At 68.7% G+C, this 16,378-nt stretch carries 14 protein-coding genes; 8 read left to right on the top strand and 6 right to left on the bottom strand.

Annotated elements, in window-relative coordinates:
• Window positions 1-564: 564 nt before the first annotated feature.
• From ACZ5ZX_RS10250 to ACZ5ZX_RS10235, 4 genes are read left to right on the top strand one after another with little or no spacing between them, the layout of a single operon-like run.
• On the top strand, window positions 565-1,203 hold the full coding sequence (locus ACZ5ZX_RS10250; RefSeq protein ID WP_465501689.1) for an endo-1,4-beta-xylanase: 639 nt from the start codon (window positions 565-567) through the stop codon (window positions 1,201-1,203).
• Window positions 1,204-1,213: 10 nt separating this feature from the next.
• Complete coding sequence (locus tag ACZ5ZX_RS10245; protein ID WP_465501688.1) at window positions 1,214-2,860, top strand: glycoside hydrolase family 27 protein; 1,647 nt, start codon at window positions 1,214-1,216, stop codon at window positions 2,858-2,860.
• 18 nt (window positions 2,861-2,878) lie between these two features.
• Entirely contained in the window at window positions 2,879-4,858 is a 1,980-nt protein-coding gene (locus tag ACZ5ZX_RS10240; protein ID WP_465501687.1) for an alpha-L-fucosidase, read from the top strand.
• 38 nt (window positions 4,859-4,896) lie between these two features.
• Window positions 4,897-6,195, top strand: coding sequence for a ricin-type beta-trefoil lectin domain protein (locus tag ACZ5ZX_RS10235; protein ID WP_465501686.1), 1,299 nt, complete (start codon window positions 4,897-4,899; stop codon window positions 6,193-6,195).
• A 22-nt stretch (window positions 6,196-6,217) separates the two neighbouring features.
• Here ACZ5ZX_RS10235 and ACZ5ZX_RS10230 read toward each other — a convergent pair whose 3' ends face one another.
• Complete coding sequence (locus tag ACZ5ZX_RS10230) at window positions 6,218-7,282, bottom strand: GlxA family transcriptional regulator (protein WP_465501685.1); 1,065 nt, start codon at window positions 7,280-7,282, stop codon at window positions 6,218-6,220.
• 120 nt (window positions 7,283-7,402) lie between these two features.
• Here ACZ5ZX_RS10230 and ACZ5ZX_RS10225 point away from each other — a divergent pair, with 120 nt between their 5' ends.
• The 4 genes from ACZ5ZX_RS10225 to ACZ5ZX_RS10210 all read left to right on the top strand — a co-directional run bounded on the left by ACZ5ZX_RS10225 (window position 7,403) and on the right by ACZ5ZX_RS10210 (window position 13,118).
• Entirely contained in the window at window positions 7,403-7,993 is a 591-nt protein-coding gene (locus tag ACZ5ZX_RS10225) for an isochorismatase family protein (protein ID WP_465501684.1), read from the top strand.
• Between the two features lie 70 nt (window positions 7,994-8,063).
• Window positions 8,064-9,803 (top strand): pyruvate dehydrogenase, encoded by a 1,740-nt coding sequence (locus ACZ5ZX_RS10220; RefSeq protein WP_465501683.1) that lies wholly within the window; start codon window positions 8,064-8,066, stop codon window positions 9,801-9,803.
• A gap of 173 nt (window positions 9,804-9,976) precedes the next feature.
• On the top strand, window positions 9,977-11,452 hold the full coding sequence (locus ACZ5ZX_RS10215; RefSeq protein ID WP_465501682.1) for a cellulase family glycosylhydrolase: 1,476 nt from the start codon (window positions 9,977-9,979) through the stop codon (window positions 11,450-11,452).
• A gap of 571 nt (window positions 11,453-12,023) precedes the next feature.
• Window positions 12,024-13,118, top strand: a complete 1,095-nt coding sequence (locus ACZ5ZX_RS10210; RefSeq protein ID WP_465501681.1) for a S1 family peptidase — start codon at window positions 12,024-12,026, stop codon at window positions 13,116-13,118.
• A 55-nt stretch (window positions 13,119-13,173) separates the two neighbouring features.
• Here ACZ5ZX_RS10210 and ACZ5ZX_RS10205 read toward each other — a convergent pair whose 3' ends face one another.
• The 5 genes from ACZ5ZX_RS10205 to ACZ5ZX_RS10185 form a co-directional block, all read right to left on the bottom strand.
• Window positions 13,174-13,560, bottom strand: a complete 387-nt coding sequence (locus ACZ5ZX_RS10205) for a hypothetical protein (RefSeq protein ID WP_465501680.1) — start codon at window positions 13,558-13,560, stop codon at window positions 13,174-13,176.
• Window positions 13,553-14,707, bottom strand: a complete 1,155-nt coding sequence (locus ACZ5ZX_RS10200) for a VanZ family protein (protein WP_465501679.1) — start codon at window positions 14,705-14,707, stop codon at window positions 13,553-13,555. The genes ACZ5ZX_RS10205 and ACZ5ZX_RS10200 overlap by 8 nt, the downstream gene beginning before the upstream one ends.
• Window positions 14,700-15,005, bottom strand: a complete 306-nt coding sequence (locus ACZ5ZX_RS10195) for a hypothetical protein (RefSeq protein ID WP_465501678.1) — start codon at window positions 15,003-15,005, stop codon at window positions 14,700-14,702. The genes ACZ5ZX_RS10200 and ACZ5ZX_RS10195 overlap by 8 nt, the downstream gene beginning before the upstream one ends.
• Before the next feature lie 96 nt (window positions 15,006-15,101).
• Window positions 15,102-15,266, bottom strand: a complete 165-nt coding sequence (locus ACZ5ZX_RS10190) for a hypothetical protein (RefSeq protein ID WP_465501677.1) — start codon at window positions 15,264-15,266, stop codon at window positions 15,102-15,104.
• 81 nt (window positions 15,267-15,347) lie between these two features.
• On the bottom strand, window positions 15,348-16,274 hold the full coding sequence (locus tag ACZ5ZX_RS10185; RefSeq protein ID WP_465501676.1) for a MurR/RpiR family transcriptional regulator: 927 nt from the start codon (window positions 16,272-16,274) through the stop codon (window positions 15,348-15,350).
• Window positions 16,275-16,378 lie beyond the last annotated feature (104 nt).

The following is a 16,378-nucleotide window of genomic DNA, read 5'->3' as shown; positions in this document are numbered from 1 at the left end:
TACCCTCGCGGGAAACCGCTTTCCCAGGAGGGCGGATCGTTCAGGCACTCTCCGCGTGTCCGCGAAGGCCGAACTGTCACCCCGCGTGATCCCGAGGGCCTGCACGAGGGGTTGCCCCAGGAGGCGCCGGAAGGACACTGCTCGATAAGACTGATCCATTACCCCGGATAAGACTGAAGCATTGCGCTGTACATAACGGATCGCGTACGGTTACGAACTGATCGAACCGGTTCGACCCCACTCGGGAGTCCTCGTGGTTCACCCGCGGAACGCGCTCGCCCCCTTCTTCACCGACCTGCCGGCCACCCCCGCCAGGACGTGATGGTCCCCCTGGCGGACCGGTAAACCCAGTCAGGTCAACGAGACCTGGCGGTTCGAGGGCACTGGTCCGGCCACCCCATCCACGTCCTGGGCTTTTCCCACCCCGAACTGGGAGCGCTCTCAGCAGCACCGCACGGATGCCTTCAACGACGAAGGAGGAAGTATGAACCCGCAGCTCCGGTCCCCCGACGGCGGAGACGGACCTCGCTCCGCTGGGCGATCGCTTCGCTCGCCGCGACCAGCGTGATCACGCTCGTACCGGCCGCCGACGACGCCGCGGCCGGGCCCCTGGGCGACGCGCAGTACACCACCATTCTCAACCGGGAGTTCAGCTCGATCACCCCCGAGAACGAGATGAAATGGGACGCCACCGAGCCGTCCCGCGACAACTTCACGTTCGGCGGAGCCGAGCGGGTCGCCAACCACGCCCGTAGTCAGAACAAGCAACTCCGTGGGCACACCCTCGTGTGGCATCAGCAGCTACCCGGCTGGGTGAGCGGAATCCGGGACGCGAACACGTTGCGCGCCGCCCGCGCGGCGGATCCCGCCGCCAAGACACAGGGTGTCCACAACCTGGTGCGCGACTTCAGGTCCCGCGGCGTCCCGATCGACTGTGTCGGCCTGCAGGCGCACTTCGGCAGCGGCGGCCCGCCCGCCACCATCCGGGCCTGCCTGAACGTGCCGCGCTGCACCGGGATCACCACCTGGGGAATCCGGGACAGCGACTCCTGGCGCGCCAGTGAGAACCCGCTGTTGTTCGACCGAGGTGGCACCAAGAAGCCCGCTTACGACGCGGTGCTCACCACGCTGAACGGCACGACCACGGGAAGCCCGATCAGCGCTTCCAACTCCAGCGGGCCTGACCCCGCCGCACATCAGTGAAGGAGCAAGGATGCTCACTCGATCACGTCGACGACTGGTCGCCCTGCTGGCGACCGCGGCCGCGGCGCTGTCCCTGTTCACGGTCGCACCCGCCCGGCAGGTCGCCGTCGCCGCACCGGGCAGCCCGGCGGTCACTCCCCCGCTGGGCTGGAACAGCTGGAACAGTTTCGGCTGCGGCGTCACCGAGGCCGCGGTCCGCCAAGCTGCGGACGCGATGGTCTCTTCGGGGATGCGGGACGCGGGCTACCAGTACGTCGTGGTCGACGACTGCTGGTTCGACCCGCAGCGCGACGCGCAGGGCACTCTGCGGGCCCATCCGACGAAGTTCCCCAGCGGCATGAAGGCCCTGGGCGACTACATCCACGGCCGCGGCCTGAAATTCGGGATCTACCAGGTGCCGACCGAGCGCACCTGCGCCCAGCGCGTCGGCAACCATCCGGGCTCCACGGGCAGCCAGGGGCATGAGGTGCAGGACGCCCGCACCTTCGCCTCCTGGGGAGTGGACTACCTGAAGTACGACTGGTGTTCTCCCGACGGGACCCGGGACGAGCAGGTCGCCCGGTTCACGATCATGCGGGACGCGATCCGCGCCACCGGCAGGCCGATCGTCTACAGCATCAACCCCAACAGCTTCCACGCGATCACCGGTGACAAGTACAACTGGGGCGAGGTCGCCGATCTGTGGCGTACCACCGAAGATCTGCTCGACATCTGGCAGAACGGCAACACCAACAGCTACCCGATGGGCGTCGGCAACGTCGTCGACATCAACGCTCCCCTGGCCGCACAGGCCGGGCCCGGCCACTGGAACGACCCGGACATGCTGGTGGTCGGGCGCCCTGGCCTGACCCTGACCGAATCGCGGGCGCATTTCGCGCTCTGGGCCCTGATGGCCGCGCCGCTGATGGCGGGCAACGACATCCGCACCATGTCCGCCGACGTCAGCGCGATCCTGCGCAACCCGCGGCTGCTGGCGGTGAACCAGGACAAGCTCGGCGCGGGCGGCCGCCGGGTGCGGGACGACGGCGCCACGGAGGTCTTCGCCAAACCGCTGTCGGACGGCTCGGTCGCGGTCGGCCTGTTCAACCGCGGCGGCGGGGCGGGCACGGTCACCACCACGGCGGCGCAGCTCGGGTTGTCCGGCGGATCGTTCACGCTGACCGACCTGTGGACCGGCGCCACCTCGACCAGCGGCGGGCAGATCTCCGCCACCGTCCCGGCGCACGACGTCGCCGCGTACCGAGTCACCGGCGGCAACCCGGTGGCCGCCACGACGGCGAGGCTGCGCGGTACCGGCTCGGGCCGGTGCCTGGACGTGAACGGCGGCTCGACCGCGCCCGGAGCGGCCACGGTGATCTGGGACTGCCACACCGCGGCGAGCCAGTCGTGGACGACGTGGGCGGGTGGCGAGATCCGGGCCTTCGGCGACAAGTGCCTGGACGCCGAGAACCAGGGCACCGCCAACGGCACACGAGTCCTCACCTGGTCGTGCAACGGCCAGGCCAACCAGAAGTGGACCCAGGACGCCGACGGATCCATCACCAACGTCCACTCCGGACTCTGCCTGGACGTCAACCAGGCCGCCACCGCCAACGGCAGCCGGCTGGTCCTCTGGACCTGCAACGGCCAAGCCAACCAGAAGTGGGCTCGCGCCTGAGCCGAAGGGGGTCGTGCCATGTCCTTGTCCTCAAGCCGGTTCACCCGTCGCCGGGCGCTCGCCCTGAGTGGGTTCACCGCCGCCGCCGGGCTGCTGCGAGCCGGAACGGTATGGGCCCCCGAAGGACCGAGCAGCTACACGCCGACGTGGCCGTCGGTCGACCGGCATCCGCCCGCGCCCGAGTGGTTCCAGGACGCCAAATTCGGCATCTACTTCCACTGGGGAGTCTTCAGCGTCCCGGCGTTCGGCAACGAATGGTATCCGCGCACCATGTACATCGCCGGGTCCAACGAGAACCGCCATCACATCGCCACCTACGGGGATCCGTCGGCGTGGCCGTACCACAACTTCATCAACGGAGCGCGGGACAAGGCCGGGAACTGGGTCCAGTTCGCGCCGAGACTGAAATCCGCGGGTGGCGATTTCGACCCCGGCGAATGGGCACAGCTGTTCGCCGACGCCGGTGCCAGATTCGCCGGACCGGTCGCCGAGCACCACGACGGCTACTCGATGTGGAACAGCGCCGTCAACGAATGGAACTCGGTACGCACCGGCCCCAAACTGGATCTGGTGGGGCTCCATGCCGCCGCGATCCGGGCCAAGGGGCTGAAGTTCGTGGTGTCGCTGCACCACGCGTACAACTTCACCGGGTTCTACGACCGGGTCCCGGCGCAGTCGGATCCGAGCCTGCGCAAGCTGTACGGCCAGCTCGGCAGGGCGCCGGAGAACCAGCTGTGGTTCGACAAGCTCAAAGAGGTCATCGACGGCTACCAGCCCGACATCGTCTGGCAGGACTTCAACCTCCCCCAGGTCGACGAGGCACAGCGGCTGAACTTCCTCGCGTACTACTTCAACCGGGCGGTCGCGTGGAACAGGGACGTGGTCAGCACCTACAAGGACGGCCTGAACAACCGCGGTTCGGTGTTCGACTTCGAACGCGGCGGGCCGGCGGACATCCAGCATCCCTTCTGGCTGACCGACGACAGCATCTCCAGCTCCAGCTGGTGTTACACCGTCGGCATCGGCTACTACTCGCTCAACGCCATGCTGCACTCGCTGCTCGACAGGGTCAGCAAGAACGGCAACATGTTGCTGAACATCGCGCCGATGGCGGACGGGACCATCCCCGGTGGCCAGCGCGCGATCCTGCTGGGCATCGGGGACTACCTCAAACGGTTCGGCGAATCCGTCTACGCCACCCGCGCCTGGACGGCCTACGGCGAAGGCCCCACCCAGATGGGCGGCGGTTCCTTCGTCCAGCCGAGGGAAGGCACCAACCGGGACATGCGGTTCACCCGCAGCAAGGACAACACGGTGCTGTACGCCACCGTGATGGGCTGGCCCGGCGGCACCCTGAGCATCACCACCCTCGGCTCCGGCCGGATCGACCTGAGTTCCCTGGCCTCCGTGCGGCTGCTCGGCTCCACGGCCGGGACGTACCTCGACCTGCCCACCCGTAACCAGAACGGCTCGGGACTGCACATCTCGATGCCGTCGGCGGCAGCGCCCTTCGCCGCCCCCGCGTACGTGGTCAAGCTGACCTTCTCCGGTCAGATCCCCGCCTTGGGTGCCGCGCCCGTCCCCACCGGCTGGTCGCGGATCACCAACGCCGCCACCGGACTCGCCCTGGACAGCGGCGGGAACGTCGCCTCGGGATCGCGGCTCAAGCAATGGAACTGGGACGGCAGCGGCAACCTGCAGTGGCAGCTGGTGCCGCTGGGCGGCGAGTGGTACCGCATCGTCAACCGCACCAACGGGATGGTCGCCGACAGCTGGGGCAACAGCGCCAACGGCGCCGCCTGTCAGCAGGCGGCCTGGAACGGCGGCGCCAACCAGCAATGGCGCCTCAACGGTGTCGGCGGTGGCCGCCACCAGGTGATCAACCGCGGCACGGGTACCGCGCTCGACAGCCTCGGTGATTCCACCGCGGGCTCCGGCGTGGCGCTGTGGGCACCGAACAGCAGTCCCAACAACCACTGGGCCATCGCCGCCGTCTGACCTGACCCGGTAACCCAGTACAGAACAGGAGCACACCCATGAGGAAACGAGCCCATCCACGCCGCTGGTGGTGGACGCCGATCGCCGCCGCAGCCCTGGTCCTCGCCGGTTCCACCGCGGCGGCCGCCGCCCCGGCGCCGCCCGCCGATCCCGGCACCCTCGCCGCGTCCGCCGGCTGCGGCAAGGCACCCACGCTGCGCAGCGGTCCCCAGACGATCCAGAGCAGCGGCAAGACCCGCAATTTCATCCTGCGGCTGCCCGACAACTACTCCAACACCCGCCAGTACCGGTTGATCTTCGGGTACCACTGGCGGGGCGGGACCGCCAACGACGTCGACTCGGGCGGAACCGACGGCTTCAACTGGTCTTACTACGGCCAGCGGAGACTCGCGGAGAACAGTGCGATCTTCGTCGCGCCGCAAGGCTTCGGCAACGGCTGGGCCAACTCCGGCGGGGAGGACGTGACCCTCACCGACGACCTGATCAAGCTGATCGAAAACGACCTCTGCGTCGACACGGCACAACGTTTCGCGCTGGGCTTCAGCTACGGCGGCGGCATGAGTTACGCGATCGCCTGTGCCAGGGCGCCCATGTTCCGCGCTGTCGCGGTCTACTCCGGGGCGCAACTGAGCGGGTGCGCCGGTGGCAGCCAGCCCATCGCGTACATGGGGATCCACGGCGTCTCCGACTCGGTGCTCAACATCTCCCTCGGCCGCGGGCTTCGGGACACGTTCGTCAGGAACAACGGCTGCACCCCGCAGAGCCCACGGGAACCCGCGGCGGGCAGCCGGACCCACATCATCACCACCTACGCGGGATGCCGCGCCGGTTATCCGGTCGTCTGGGCCGCCTTCGACGGCGGTCACACCCCAGGTCCCATCGACAGTGGCGGTGACGGCTGGCGCACCTGGACTTCGGCAGAGGTGTGGAAGTTCTTCACCGGAGGCACGACGCCGACCCCAACGACGTTCCGGCTCCGGGGCGAATCCTCCGGCCGATGCCTCGACGTCAACGGCGCGAACTCGGCGAACGGCTCCCAGATGATCGTCTGGGACTGCCACACCGGCGCCAACCAGCAGTTCAGCCAGAACAACCAGGCTCTGCAGGTGCTGGGCAAATGCCTCGACGTACCGGCGAACGCCACCTCCGGCACGCGGGTGCAGATCTGGGACTGCCACGGTGGCGCGAACCAGCAATGGAACGTCAACACCAACGGCACGATCAGCGCCGTCCAAAGTGGACTGTGTCTCGAGGTCGCGGGCGGGACCGGCAACGGTTCGGTCGTGAACGTGGCGACCTGTACCACGAGCGCCAACCAACGCTGGGCCAAAGCCTAGTGCCGCCTTCGGGAAGGGGCCTTCACGCGCTGCCCGGGTGACCGGTGGTGCCGCCGAGTCCCTCGGTCCGAAACGCGAGTGCGGGCACGGCTCTTTCCCGGCTCATGCTCGGTGTCGCAGGCTTCGCGGAAGTAGTGATTCCGGAGAACTCGATCCGGTAGCGGGTCGGCGTCGTGCCCAGCGCGGCGGCGAAGTGCTCGCGAAGACGGGCAGGCGTGCCGAAACCGGATTGTGCGGCGACGGCGTCGATGCCGAGCGTGGTCGTCTCGAGAAGGTGCCGTGCCCGCGCGAGGCGTTGGGCGACCAGCCAGTTGTGGACGGTGCTCCCGGTGCGGGCGCGGAACGAGCGGGTGAACGTGCTCCTGCTCATATGGGCCCTGGCGGCGAGGTCGTCGATGCTGTGCTGTGCGTCGAGGTGGGACTGCGCCCAGCTCATCACGGGGGTGAGCGGATCCTCGTCCGGGGCGGGGACGGGGAACTCGATGAACTGGGCCTGGCCACCGGGCCGGTGCGGCGCGGCGACGATCCGCCGGGCGACGCGGTTGGCCACGTCCTGACCGGCCCGGCCGGCGAGCAAATGCAGACAGGTGTCGATCCCGGCGGTCGCGCCCGCGCCGGTCACGACGTCGCCCTCGTCGACATACAGGTCTTCGGGACGCAGCTCCACCGAGGGGAAGCGCCTCCGGAACGTTTCGGCCCATTTCCAGTGGGTGGTCGCCGCACGACCGTCGAGGATGCCGGCGTCCGCGAGGGCGAAGACCCCCAAGCAGAGCCCGACGACGAGTGCTCCGCGTTCGTGCGCGGTCCGCAGCGCGGCAAGGACGGGCGCGGGCGTCGGGGCTTCCGGATCGGACCACCACGGCACGACGACGATGTCGGCGTCCGCGAGCGCGCCGAGGTCCGCGGGAACGTCGATGGAATAGCCGGCGCTCGTGGCGAGCAGCCCGCGCTTCACGGCGACGACCGTGATCGGCCACGGCTCCATGTCGCCGACCGGCGCTTCCGGTCCCCAGACCAGCGACGGCACGGCGAGGTGGAACGGGCTGATCCCCTCGAACGCCAGGACGGCCACTCTCGGAGCGCTCATCGATCCCTCTTCCCGCGGATGTCGGCCGATCTCGACCATGCCTGACCCGAATCCGTATCTCCATATTTGATCGGGTCAGTCACGATGGTAGCCGTACCGACGGAAAGCGAAGGAAACACGATGACCAGCACCACTCTCCGCGAAATCAGCGCCCTGCCGACGACGCCCGCGACGCTCTCGGACGCGACGGTGATCCTCGTCGACTACCAGAACACCTACACGCGCGGTGTGATGGAACTCGACGGCTGGGAAGCGGCGCTCGACGAGGCCGCCACGCTGCTGGCACGTGCTCGTGCGGAGGGCGCGACGGTCATCCACGTCATGCACGACGGCGGCGAGGGCAGCCCGTACGACGTCGGCCAGGACATCGGCCGGATCCACGAGCGCGTCGCTCCCGCCCCGGGTGAACAGGTCGTGGTGAAGACCGCGCCGAACTCGTTCGTGGGGACACCGTTGGGGGAACTGGTCGACGCCGCCGGGCATCAGGACGTCGTCGTGGCCGGGTTCATGACCCATATGTGCGTCACGTTCACCGCGGAAGGCGCGTTCCTGCGCGGGAACACCCCGACCGTGGTGGCGGCCGCCTGCGCCACGCGTTCGCTCCCGTCCGTCACCGGTGCGGTGACCGCCGCGGAACAGCACCGTGCGGCGCTCGCCACGATCGGTGATCTCTACGCCGTCGTCGTCGGCTCCACGGCCGAGCTCGGCTAGGACCTGCGGGGCGGCGCCCGCACGTGGATCATGAACGTAGTCCCGCCGCCGGAGCATCGAAGGGGTCGTGATGGCCAAGCCCACCGTCGCCGAGCAGTTCGTACAGGTCCTGGTGCAGGCCGGGGTGGAGCGGATCTACGGCGTGGTCGGCGACAGCCTCAACCCCGTCGTCGACGCCATCCGCCGCACCCCGGGCATCGAATGGGTGCACGTCCGCAATGAGGAGGCTGGCGCGTTCGCCGCGGCCGCCGAGGCCCAGCTGACCGGTCGGCTCGCGGTGTGCGCCGGCAGCTGCGGTCCCGGCAACACCCACTTGGTGCAGGGGCTTTACGACGCGCACCGCACCGGGGCCCCGGTCCTCGCGCTCGCCTCGCATATCCCGTCCGGTCAGATCGGTACCGGCTTCTTCCAGGAAACCCATCCCGAACGGTTGTTCGTCGATTGCAGTGGCTACTGCGAGCAGATCAACGGACCCGCTCAGCTGCCCAGGGTGCTGCGGATCGCCATGCAGCACGCGTTGTCCCGCGGTGAGGTGTCGGTGCTGGTGCTGCCCGGTGACGTCGCGCATCTCGACGCCACTTCGCCCACCGGCCATGGGGTCCCGGTCACCGAACACGGGACGGTCGTACCGCCGGAATCGCAGGTGGCACGGCTCGCCGAGCTGATCAACGAAGCCGAGACCGTCACCGTGTTCGCCGGGGCCGGGGTCCGTGGCGCGCACGCCGAGGTGATGGAGCTGGCCGGAACGGTGCAGGCCCCGGTCGGCCACAGCTTGCGCGGCAAGGAATGGATCCAGTACGACAACCCCTACGACGTCGGAATGAGTGGTCTGCTCGGCTACGGTGCCTGCTACCGGGCCATGCACGACGCGGATCTCCTGCTCCTGCTGGGCACCGATTTCCCTTACGACTCCTTCCTTCCCCAGGCCCGGACCGTGCAGGTCGACCACGACGCGACCCGGCTGGGCCGTCGCACGCCGCTGGAACTCGCGGTGCACGGCGACGTGCGAGAGACCCTGCGAGCCGTGCTGCCGCTCCTGCGGCGCAAGACCGACCGCCGGTTCCTGGACCGCATGTTGCGTGAGCACTGCAAAAACCTGGAGCAGGTCGTCGACGCCTACACCCGCAACGTCGAACGGCATGTGCCCATCCATCCGGAGTTCGCCGCGGACCTCCTCGACGAACTCGCCGCGGACGACGCGATCTTCACCGTCGACACCGGCATGTGCAACGTCTGGGCGGCCCGGTACCTCACGCCCAACGGGCGCCGCCGGGTCATCGGGTCGTTCCTGCACGGCACCATGGCCAACGCCCTGCCGCACGCCATCGGCGCGCAGTTCGCCTACCCGGGGCGCCAGGTCGTGTCGATGTCCGGCGACGGCGGACTCGGCATGCTGCTCGGAGAACTGCTCACCGTGGCCTTGCACGATCTTCCGGTCAAGATCGTGACGTTCAACAATTCCTCGCTCGGCATGGTGAAACTGGAAATGCTGGTGGACGGCCTGCCCGACTATCAGACCGATCACCGGCCGGTCGATTTCGCCGCCATCGCCAGTGGCGCGGGACTGCGCGCCGAGCGGGTGACCGATCCGGTTCGGCTGCGTGCGGCACTCAAGGAGGCACTGAGTCACGACGGCCCCGCGCTGGTGGATGTCGTGACGGATCCGAACGCGTTGTCCGTCCCGCCGCACATCACCGCCGGTCAGCTCGGCGGATTCGCCTTGGCCGCGAGCAAAGTCGTGCTCGAAGGTGGGGTGGGCCGGATGATCGACCTCGCCAGGGCCAACCTCCGCAACATCCCGCGCCCCTGAGATCAGCCCGCCGATCGGTGATTGGCCCACCCGGCCCAATCGCCGATCGGCGGGTGGATGAATTCCCGCCCGGGGTCGCGTCCGGAATTGACAGGACATCCCTCGATCGGTCAACGTGACCACTCTGGGAGCGCTCCCAGGTTGGTCGGCTCATCGAGCACAAAGGAGTGTCCATGGGTGTGGCAGTGAGAAAACTCCTCGCCGTGGCGAGCGCCTGCGCCGCCGTGGTGCTGTCGGCGGCGCCGGTCTCCGGAGCGAGTACCGAGGCCGCGGCGTTCGCCTGCCGGGTGGACTACGCCGCGAAGGACTGGGGCTCGGGCTTCGGCGTCTCCGTGACCATCGCGAACCTCGGCACCACGGCCGTCAACGGCTGGACCCTGACGTATTCCTACGCCGGAAACCAGACGCTTCAACAGGGCTGGAACGGCCTTTGGTCGCAGTCCGGCAAGCAGGTCACCGTCCGGAACGAGACGTGGAACGCCACCATCGCGGCAGGCGGCAGTGTCCAACCGGGCGCGAACTTCTCCTACAGCGGCAGCAACGGCACGCCGACGGAGTTCGCGGTCAACGGTGCCGCCTGCACCGGTGTCCCGCCGACCGAGCCGCCGGCCGGCGGGCCCGCACCGGCGTTGAAGGTGGCCGGGAATCAACTGACCGCCGACGGCAAGGCCTACCGGTTGCTCGGCGTCAACCGCGCCAGTGGCGAATTCGCCTGCGTGCAGGGCAAGGGCATGTGGGACAGCGGCCCGGTCGACCAGGCGTCGGTCGACGCGATGAAGACCTGGCACATCCGCGCGGTGCGCATCCCGCTGAACGAGGACTGCTGGCTGGGCCTGTCCGGCTCGCCCAGCGGGCCCGCCTATCAGCAGGCGGTCAAGGACTACGTGAACCTGTTGGTGGCCAACGGCATCAACCCGATCCTCGATCTGCATTGGACACACGGGCAGTACACCGGCAACGTGTCGGCGTGTGCGGACGTCAACGCCACCTGCCAGAAACCGATGCCGAGCATGCAGCACACGCCGGCGTTCTGGACTCAGGTCGCCACCGCGTTCAAGGGCAACGACGCCGTCGTGTTCGATCTGTTCAACGAGCCCTACCCGGACGCGGCCGACAACTGGGCGAACGCGGCCGCCGAGTGGCGCTGCCTGCGCGACGGCGGCCAGTGCACCGGCATCGGCTACGAGGTGGCGGGGATGCAGGACCTGCTCGACGCGGTCCGCGCGACCGGCGCGACCAACGTCGTCATGACCGCCGGGCTCACCTGGACCAACGACCTCTCCCAATGGCTGGCCTACCGGCCGATCGACCCGCTGAACAACGTGGTCGCGTCGTGGCATTCGTACAACTTCAACGCCTGCAAGACCTCCGCCTGCTGGGACAGCCAGATCGGCGCGGTCGCCGCGCAGGTTCCGGTGCACGCCGGGGAGATCGGCCAGGATTCGTGCGCGCACGACTACCTCGACCAGGTGATGGCGTGGCTGGACACGCACCGCCTCGGATACACGGCGTGGACGTGGAACCCGTGGGGCTGCACCGGTGGCAACGTCCTCATCCAGGACTACGCCGGCACCCCGACCGCCACCTACGGCGAGGGTTACAAGGCACACCTGCTGAGCGTGACCCCCTTCGTGGCGCGGCGATCCTGAGACTCGGCAGCGCGGCCAGTGAAGTACGTGATGGCCCCCTTCCTTGCGCCTGGCGCGAGGAAGGGGGCCATCACGTACTCGGTGAGATCAGCGCCGCAGATCGAGGTAGGCCACGGCCGCTTGCCCGGCGAGCACCACGTAGGCGTGCGTGCCGTCCTGGGTGACCGCGATGCCGGGAAGCGGACAGCGCACCAGTGGCCCGGCTCGGGCCGCTTCCGCGGCTACCGGGTGAAAGAAACGCGTTCGTCACCGATTCGAACGAATGGGTTCAGCATGATCACCATCAGGTGATGCGCCCGCTCTCCCCGCGAGCGACCGTTTCCCTAATGGGCGCACGGGTGTCGCGGATTGTCGAATACCGCTCGACGAATCAGGGTCGGTAAATCGTGCAATCCCCACTCACAAGAGTGAGGAAATCCCGAAGCACTCGCTTTCACTGAGCCAGAAAGGGGAACCGCCGGTGCAACTCAAATGGCGGCATTCGGCCGGTACTTCGCTGTCGTAACGTCGAATGAGGAGCGTGTCTCCAGCACACACCCCGCAACGAATTCCGTAATACCTGGAGGTTTTCGTGATTCGACGTCCTCTGCGCACAATGGCCGCCGTGATCGGCGCCGCGGCCGCCGTGACCGCGTTCGCGACCCCGGCTTCGGCGGCGAACCCGGTGCTGACCGAAGCGGCCGGTCCGGCCACATTGGCCGCCACGCAGCAGCGCCTCGGCGGTGCGCTCGGCGCCGCTTTCGCCGGTTCCTGGCTCGACAAGACCACCGGTGAACTGGTCGTCGGCACCACCGACGCGAGCCACTCTGCCCGGATCCGCGCGGCGGGCGCGATCCCGAAGGTGGTGCGGCACAGCGTCGCCGAACTGAAGAAGATCCAGTCTACTTTGGACAATAGATCGGCGGAGGTGCCCGCTTCGGTCGCCGGCTGGTACGTCGACTCGCCCGCGAACGAGGTCGTGGTCAGCGTGGTGGGCGGCGACCCCGCGGGCCGGGCCTGGGCGACGGCCGCCGGAGCCCCGGTCCGGGTGGCACAGGTGAAGAGCGCGCCGCGGCCGCTGTGGGCGGTCATCGGCGGGCAGGGGCTCTACTTCAGCGGCGGGGCTTGTTCCGTCGGGTTCAACGCCTACGACGACGATGACCATTACGTGATCACCGCCGGCCATTGCACCGAACTCGGCGGCACGGTGCGCGGTGTCGACGGCACGATCGGCAAGGTCGCGCGGTCGTCCTTCCCCGGCAACGACTACGGGACCGTCAAGGTGACCCACTCGGACGTTTCGACCCCGCCCCGGGTCGATCGGTACGAGGACGGTTCGGACGTGCGGATCGAAGGCGCCGACGTCGTGGGGGTCGGCGGCCGGATCTGCCGGTCCGGGATCACCACCCACTGGCAGTGCGGGCGGGTGGAGGCCTTGGACCAGACGGTGAACTACGGCAACGGGAACATCGTCAAGGGCCTCACCCAGACCGACGCCTGCGCCGAACCGGGCGACTCCGGTGGTTCGTTCGTCAGCCGTCCTTCGTCGGGTTCCGGTACGAAACTCGTGCAGGCGCAGGGAATGACGTCGGGTGGCTCCGGTGACTGCGACGAAGGCGGCACCACGTTCTTCCAGCCCGTCAAGGAGGTGCTAGACCGCTACGACCTGACCCTCGAGAAGGACTGATCCCCGGGCAGGGGGCGGCCGAGTTCCCCGGCCGCCCCCGTCGTACTCGCGGAGGTCAGGGGCAGGGCGACACCGCTCGCCTGCCGAGGAATTCCGCGACCTGTCCGGCGAGGTCGCGCGCTTCGCCGACCAGCGACTCGATTTCGGCCCACCGGCGGCGGATCCGCTCGTCGTCGGCGACCATTGTGCCGGAAACCATGCTCAGGAACAGATTCGCGTCCACCGCGACCTCCGCGAGCCGCAGGAACGGACGGAGTTCCTCCCGGGTTCCCGCTCCGTGCACGGCCGCCCATTCGCGGGCCCGCATTCCGGCGTCATGGCAGGCGTCGACGAGGAAGGACCGGATCTCCTGCGGCCGGTTTCCCGCGCGGGCCGACGGCTTTCCCAGCAACGGAAGAATGTTCCACGCCACCGAGAGCAGGCAGTCGGCCACGTCATCCATCGACTCCACGTCCACGGCGGGGAGTGTTCCCGCCCGGCTCCGCTGCCAGGCGGAATGACTCGCGCGAACGGCAGGATAGACCCGATCGTGCGTCGGCCACCTGCAAACCGGCGAGGAGACCGGACAGTCCTTGATGACCCAGGGGCCGGATCGCGAGGATGCCGCTGGCGAAGAACAGCAGATTCGCCAGCGGCTCGAATCCGCCGTTGACCACCGAAGCCAGGGTGAGCAAGGTGAAGTAGCCGCCGGAACCGGCGAGAAACCGCACGAGTATCCGCCACCCGGCAGGCTTACCGCCGTCCGGTCCGATCGGGCGCAGCAGCACGATCCGCTGGCCGAAGCTGGCGCCGTCACCCGCGAGAGGGACGACGAGCAGGAGGAGCATCGCGGGCAACAGGGTGCCGATCAGGGCCGTGACCACGGTGTTCGGTTCGCCCGCCAGCAAGGTGGTCACCAGCCCGATGGTGGTGCCGAGCAGGACGACCGAGACGACGTCGACGGCCATCCCGAGCAGACGGCGGCGGGCGGTGACCGGACGCGGGGCGCCGGGTGGCGCGGACGGCTCGGTCCCGGGCAGCAGCCGCAGCAAGGGGGCGAGCCCGAAGCCGGCGGCGGCGCCGAGGGTGTTGGTCAGCAGGTCGTCGACGTCGGCCAGCCGGTACGGGCACTCGAACAGGAACCAGACCCCGGTGAGCTGGGTGCACTCGATGAACAGCGAGACCGCGAGTCCGATCGCGACAGTGGCCGCGAAACCGCGCCGGAAGAGGTGCCGGACGAACATCCCCAGCGGTACGAACAAGGCGACGTTGAACACCGCCTGCCGGACCGCGGGATTGCGCAGGAACGCCCGCAGGCCGCTCCCGAGCTGTTCGCGGCGGATGTCGGCGATGAACTGGAACGGTCGTAGCTGCAGGTGACTCGCCGCGTGTTCGGCGCACCACGCCGCCGTCGTCCGCGGGATGGGGAGCAACGTGTAGGTCCACAAGGACATGGCGTAGACCAGAAAGCCGAACACCAGCAGGACCCGCCAGAACCCCAGTTCGCCGCGGCGCCGGTAACTCGCCGCGATGTACGGGACGGCCAGCAGGCCCGCGAGCACGAAACCCGCGAGCACCGCGATGACCGCGGAGACGGTCGGATCAGTCACTCGCGGAAGCTAGCAACGCCCGCTCCGGAGCACCCGTTACGCCACCTGGCCGGGTGACGACGTCAGCCGAAGCGAGGGCACGCTGACGCGCGAGCGCCGCGATGGCGAACGTCAGATGGACGACGACCCAGTTGCGGTCTTCGCGGTGGATCCGCTGCAACAGGTCGAGCGTGGCGTCGCCGGGACTACGGCCCTGACGACAGGCGTCGATGAACGCCTGGGTCAGTTCGTCGACGTTTTGCCGGAACTCGGCGAAGGCGTCGGCGGGTTGGGCGTTGGAGCAGCAATCCACGGTCACGTCACTCAGCGTTTCATAGCGCGACGCAAAGTTACGACTTGACCGGGGCCGAATCACTCACGTGAGGTAGCTTCGGAGAGATGTCTGTGCTCTGCGTCACGCTGAGGCGAATTTGGCGGGCATCCGGCCTTCCCGTCCGGCCGCCTTCGCCCGGCGGGTGAGCGGGAAGCGCTGGTCGAGTTCGACCAGCAGCGGCGTCACCGCCATCAGCGCCAGCAGCGCGAGTCCGGCGTAAGCGCCCAGGGTCGCGATGATCGTCATTTCCGCCTCCTGATCCCCGTGCCGCCCGCTTCCGGCGGCCCTGGAACCAGGATCGCCGTCCGGCGGGGTGCGGCGGATCGGTCATCCGGCGGGTACACCTCGACCGGTCGGCCTTTTCGGCACCGGCCTTTCGGCCGACCCGGGGCGGCGGTGCAGCAGATCGAACCGCGACCACATCGCTTCGGCCGCCTCGATGGATTCACCGGTCCGGACCGGGTCGACGGCGGCCAGTTGCGCGACGATGGCCTGCACCAGGCTCATCCCCGCGGTCAGCGACGGGAAGAAGGTGACCCCCTCGGCGGGCACCATCAGCACCTGCTCCACGGCATTCGCCAGCGCGGGACTGGCCGCGTCGGTGATGGCGAAAGCACGCGCTCCCCTGGCCTTCGCCTCATTCGCGGCGAGCACGGTGCTTTCGTACAGCCGCCAGAAACTGATCGCGATGAGCACGTCGTCGGCGGTGAGCTTCGCCGTGGCGTTGGCGAGTTCGGCGTCGCCCGCGGTGATCGCGTGGACGTCGTAACCGGCGAGCCGCGCGTTGTGCGCGAAGGCGATCCCGACGGCGGCGTAGCTGCCATCGGCGATGACGACGGTGCGGCGCGCGGCGGCGACCGCCTCGGCGACGTTGCGGATCTCGTCCTCGTCGAACCGGCGGTTGAGCAGAGCGAGGCTGTCGAGGTCGCGGCGCAGCGCCGCCGACCCCGGCGAGTCGACGTCCCGGTGCTCCTCGGCCACCTGCGGCGCGCTCAGCGAGGACAGGTAGCGCGCCCGCAATTCCTGTTGCAGCGCGGGCCAGCCGGCGAACCCCAGCGCCTGCGCGGTACGGGTGACGGTGGCGACGTTGACCCCGGCGAGCTGCGCGAGTTCGGCCGTCGAGCCGAACGACGCCCGACGGGGCTGGGAGACCAGCACTTCGAGCACGGCGGCCGACTTCGGGCGCAATCCGCGTTCCGGCGTCCGATCCCGAAGCCACGCCTCGAAACCGTCGTCGGTTGCCGTCTCTGCCACGCGCACCCCTCCCTCGACCGCGTCACGGTAACGCATCGTGCACACCGAACCACATGCAACAACCATTGCAGTTTTGCCGAAACGCAGTATACGTTGTCCGCACT

The sequence above is a fragment of the Amycolatopsis sp. NPDC033938 genome (assembly GCF_055575975.1).
The sequence above is the reverse complement of the archived record's forward strand: the minus strand, read 5'-3'. Positions and strand labels throughout refer to the sequence as shown.

Coding starts and splice junctions, on each gene's coding strand:
- ACZ5ZX_RS10235 (WP_465501686.1), top strand. CDS start 4,897: ATGAGGAAACGAGCCCATCCACGCCGCTGGTGGTGGACGCCGATCGCC.
- ACZ5ZX_RS10230 (WP_465501685.1), bottom strand. CDS start 7,282: ATGAGCGCTCCGAGAGTGGCCGTCCTGGCGTTCGAGGGGATCAGCCCG.
- ACZ5ZX_RS10225 (WP_465501684.1), top strand. CDS start 7,403: ATGACCAGCACCACTCTCCGCGAAATCAGCGCCCTGCCGACGACGCCC.
- ACZ5ZX_RS10220 (WP_465501683.1), top strand. CDS start 8,064: ATGGCCAAGCCCACCGTCGCCGAGCAGTTCGTACAGGTCCTGGTGCAG.
- ACZ5ZX_RS10190 (WP_465501677.1), bottom strand. CDS start 15,266: ATGACGATCATCGCGACCCTGGGCGCTTACGCCGGACTCGCGCTGCTG.
- ACZ5ZX_RS10240 (WP_465501687.1), top strand. CDS start 2,879: ATGTCCTTGTCCTCAAGCCGGTTCACCCGTCGCCGGGCGCTCGCCCTG.
- ACZ5ZX_RS10215 (WP_465501682.1), top strand. CDS start 9,977: ATGGGTGTGGCAGTGAGAAAACTCCTCGCCGTGGCGAGCGCCTGCGCC.
- ACZ5ZX_RS10245 (WP_465501688.1), top strand. CDS start 1,214: ATGCTCACTCGATCACGTCGACGACTGGTCGCCCTGCTGGCGACCGCG.
- ACZ5ZX_RS10205 (WP_465501680.1), bottom strand. CDS start 13,560: ATGGATGACGTGGCCGACTGCCTGCTCTCGGTGGCGTGGAACATTCTT.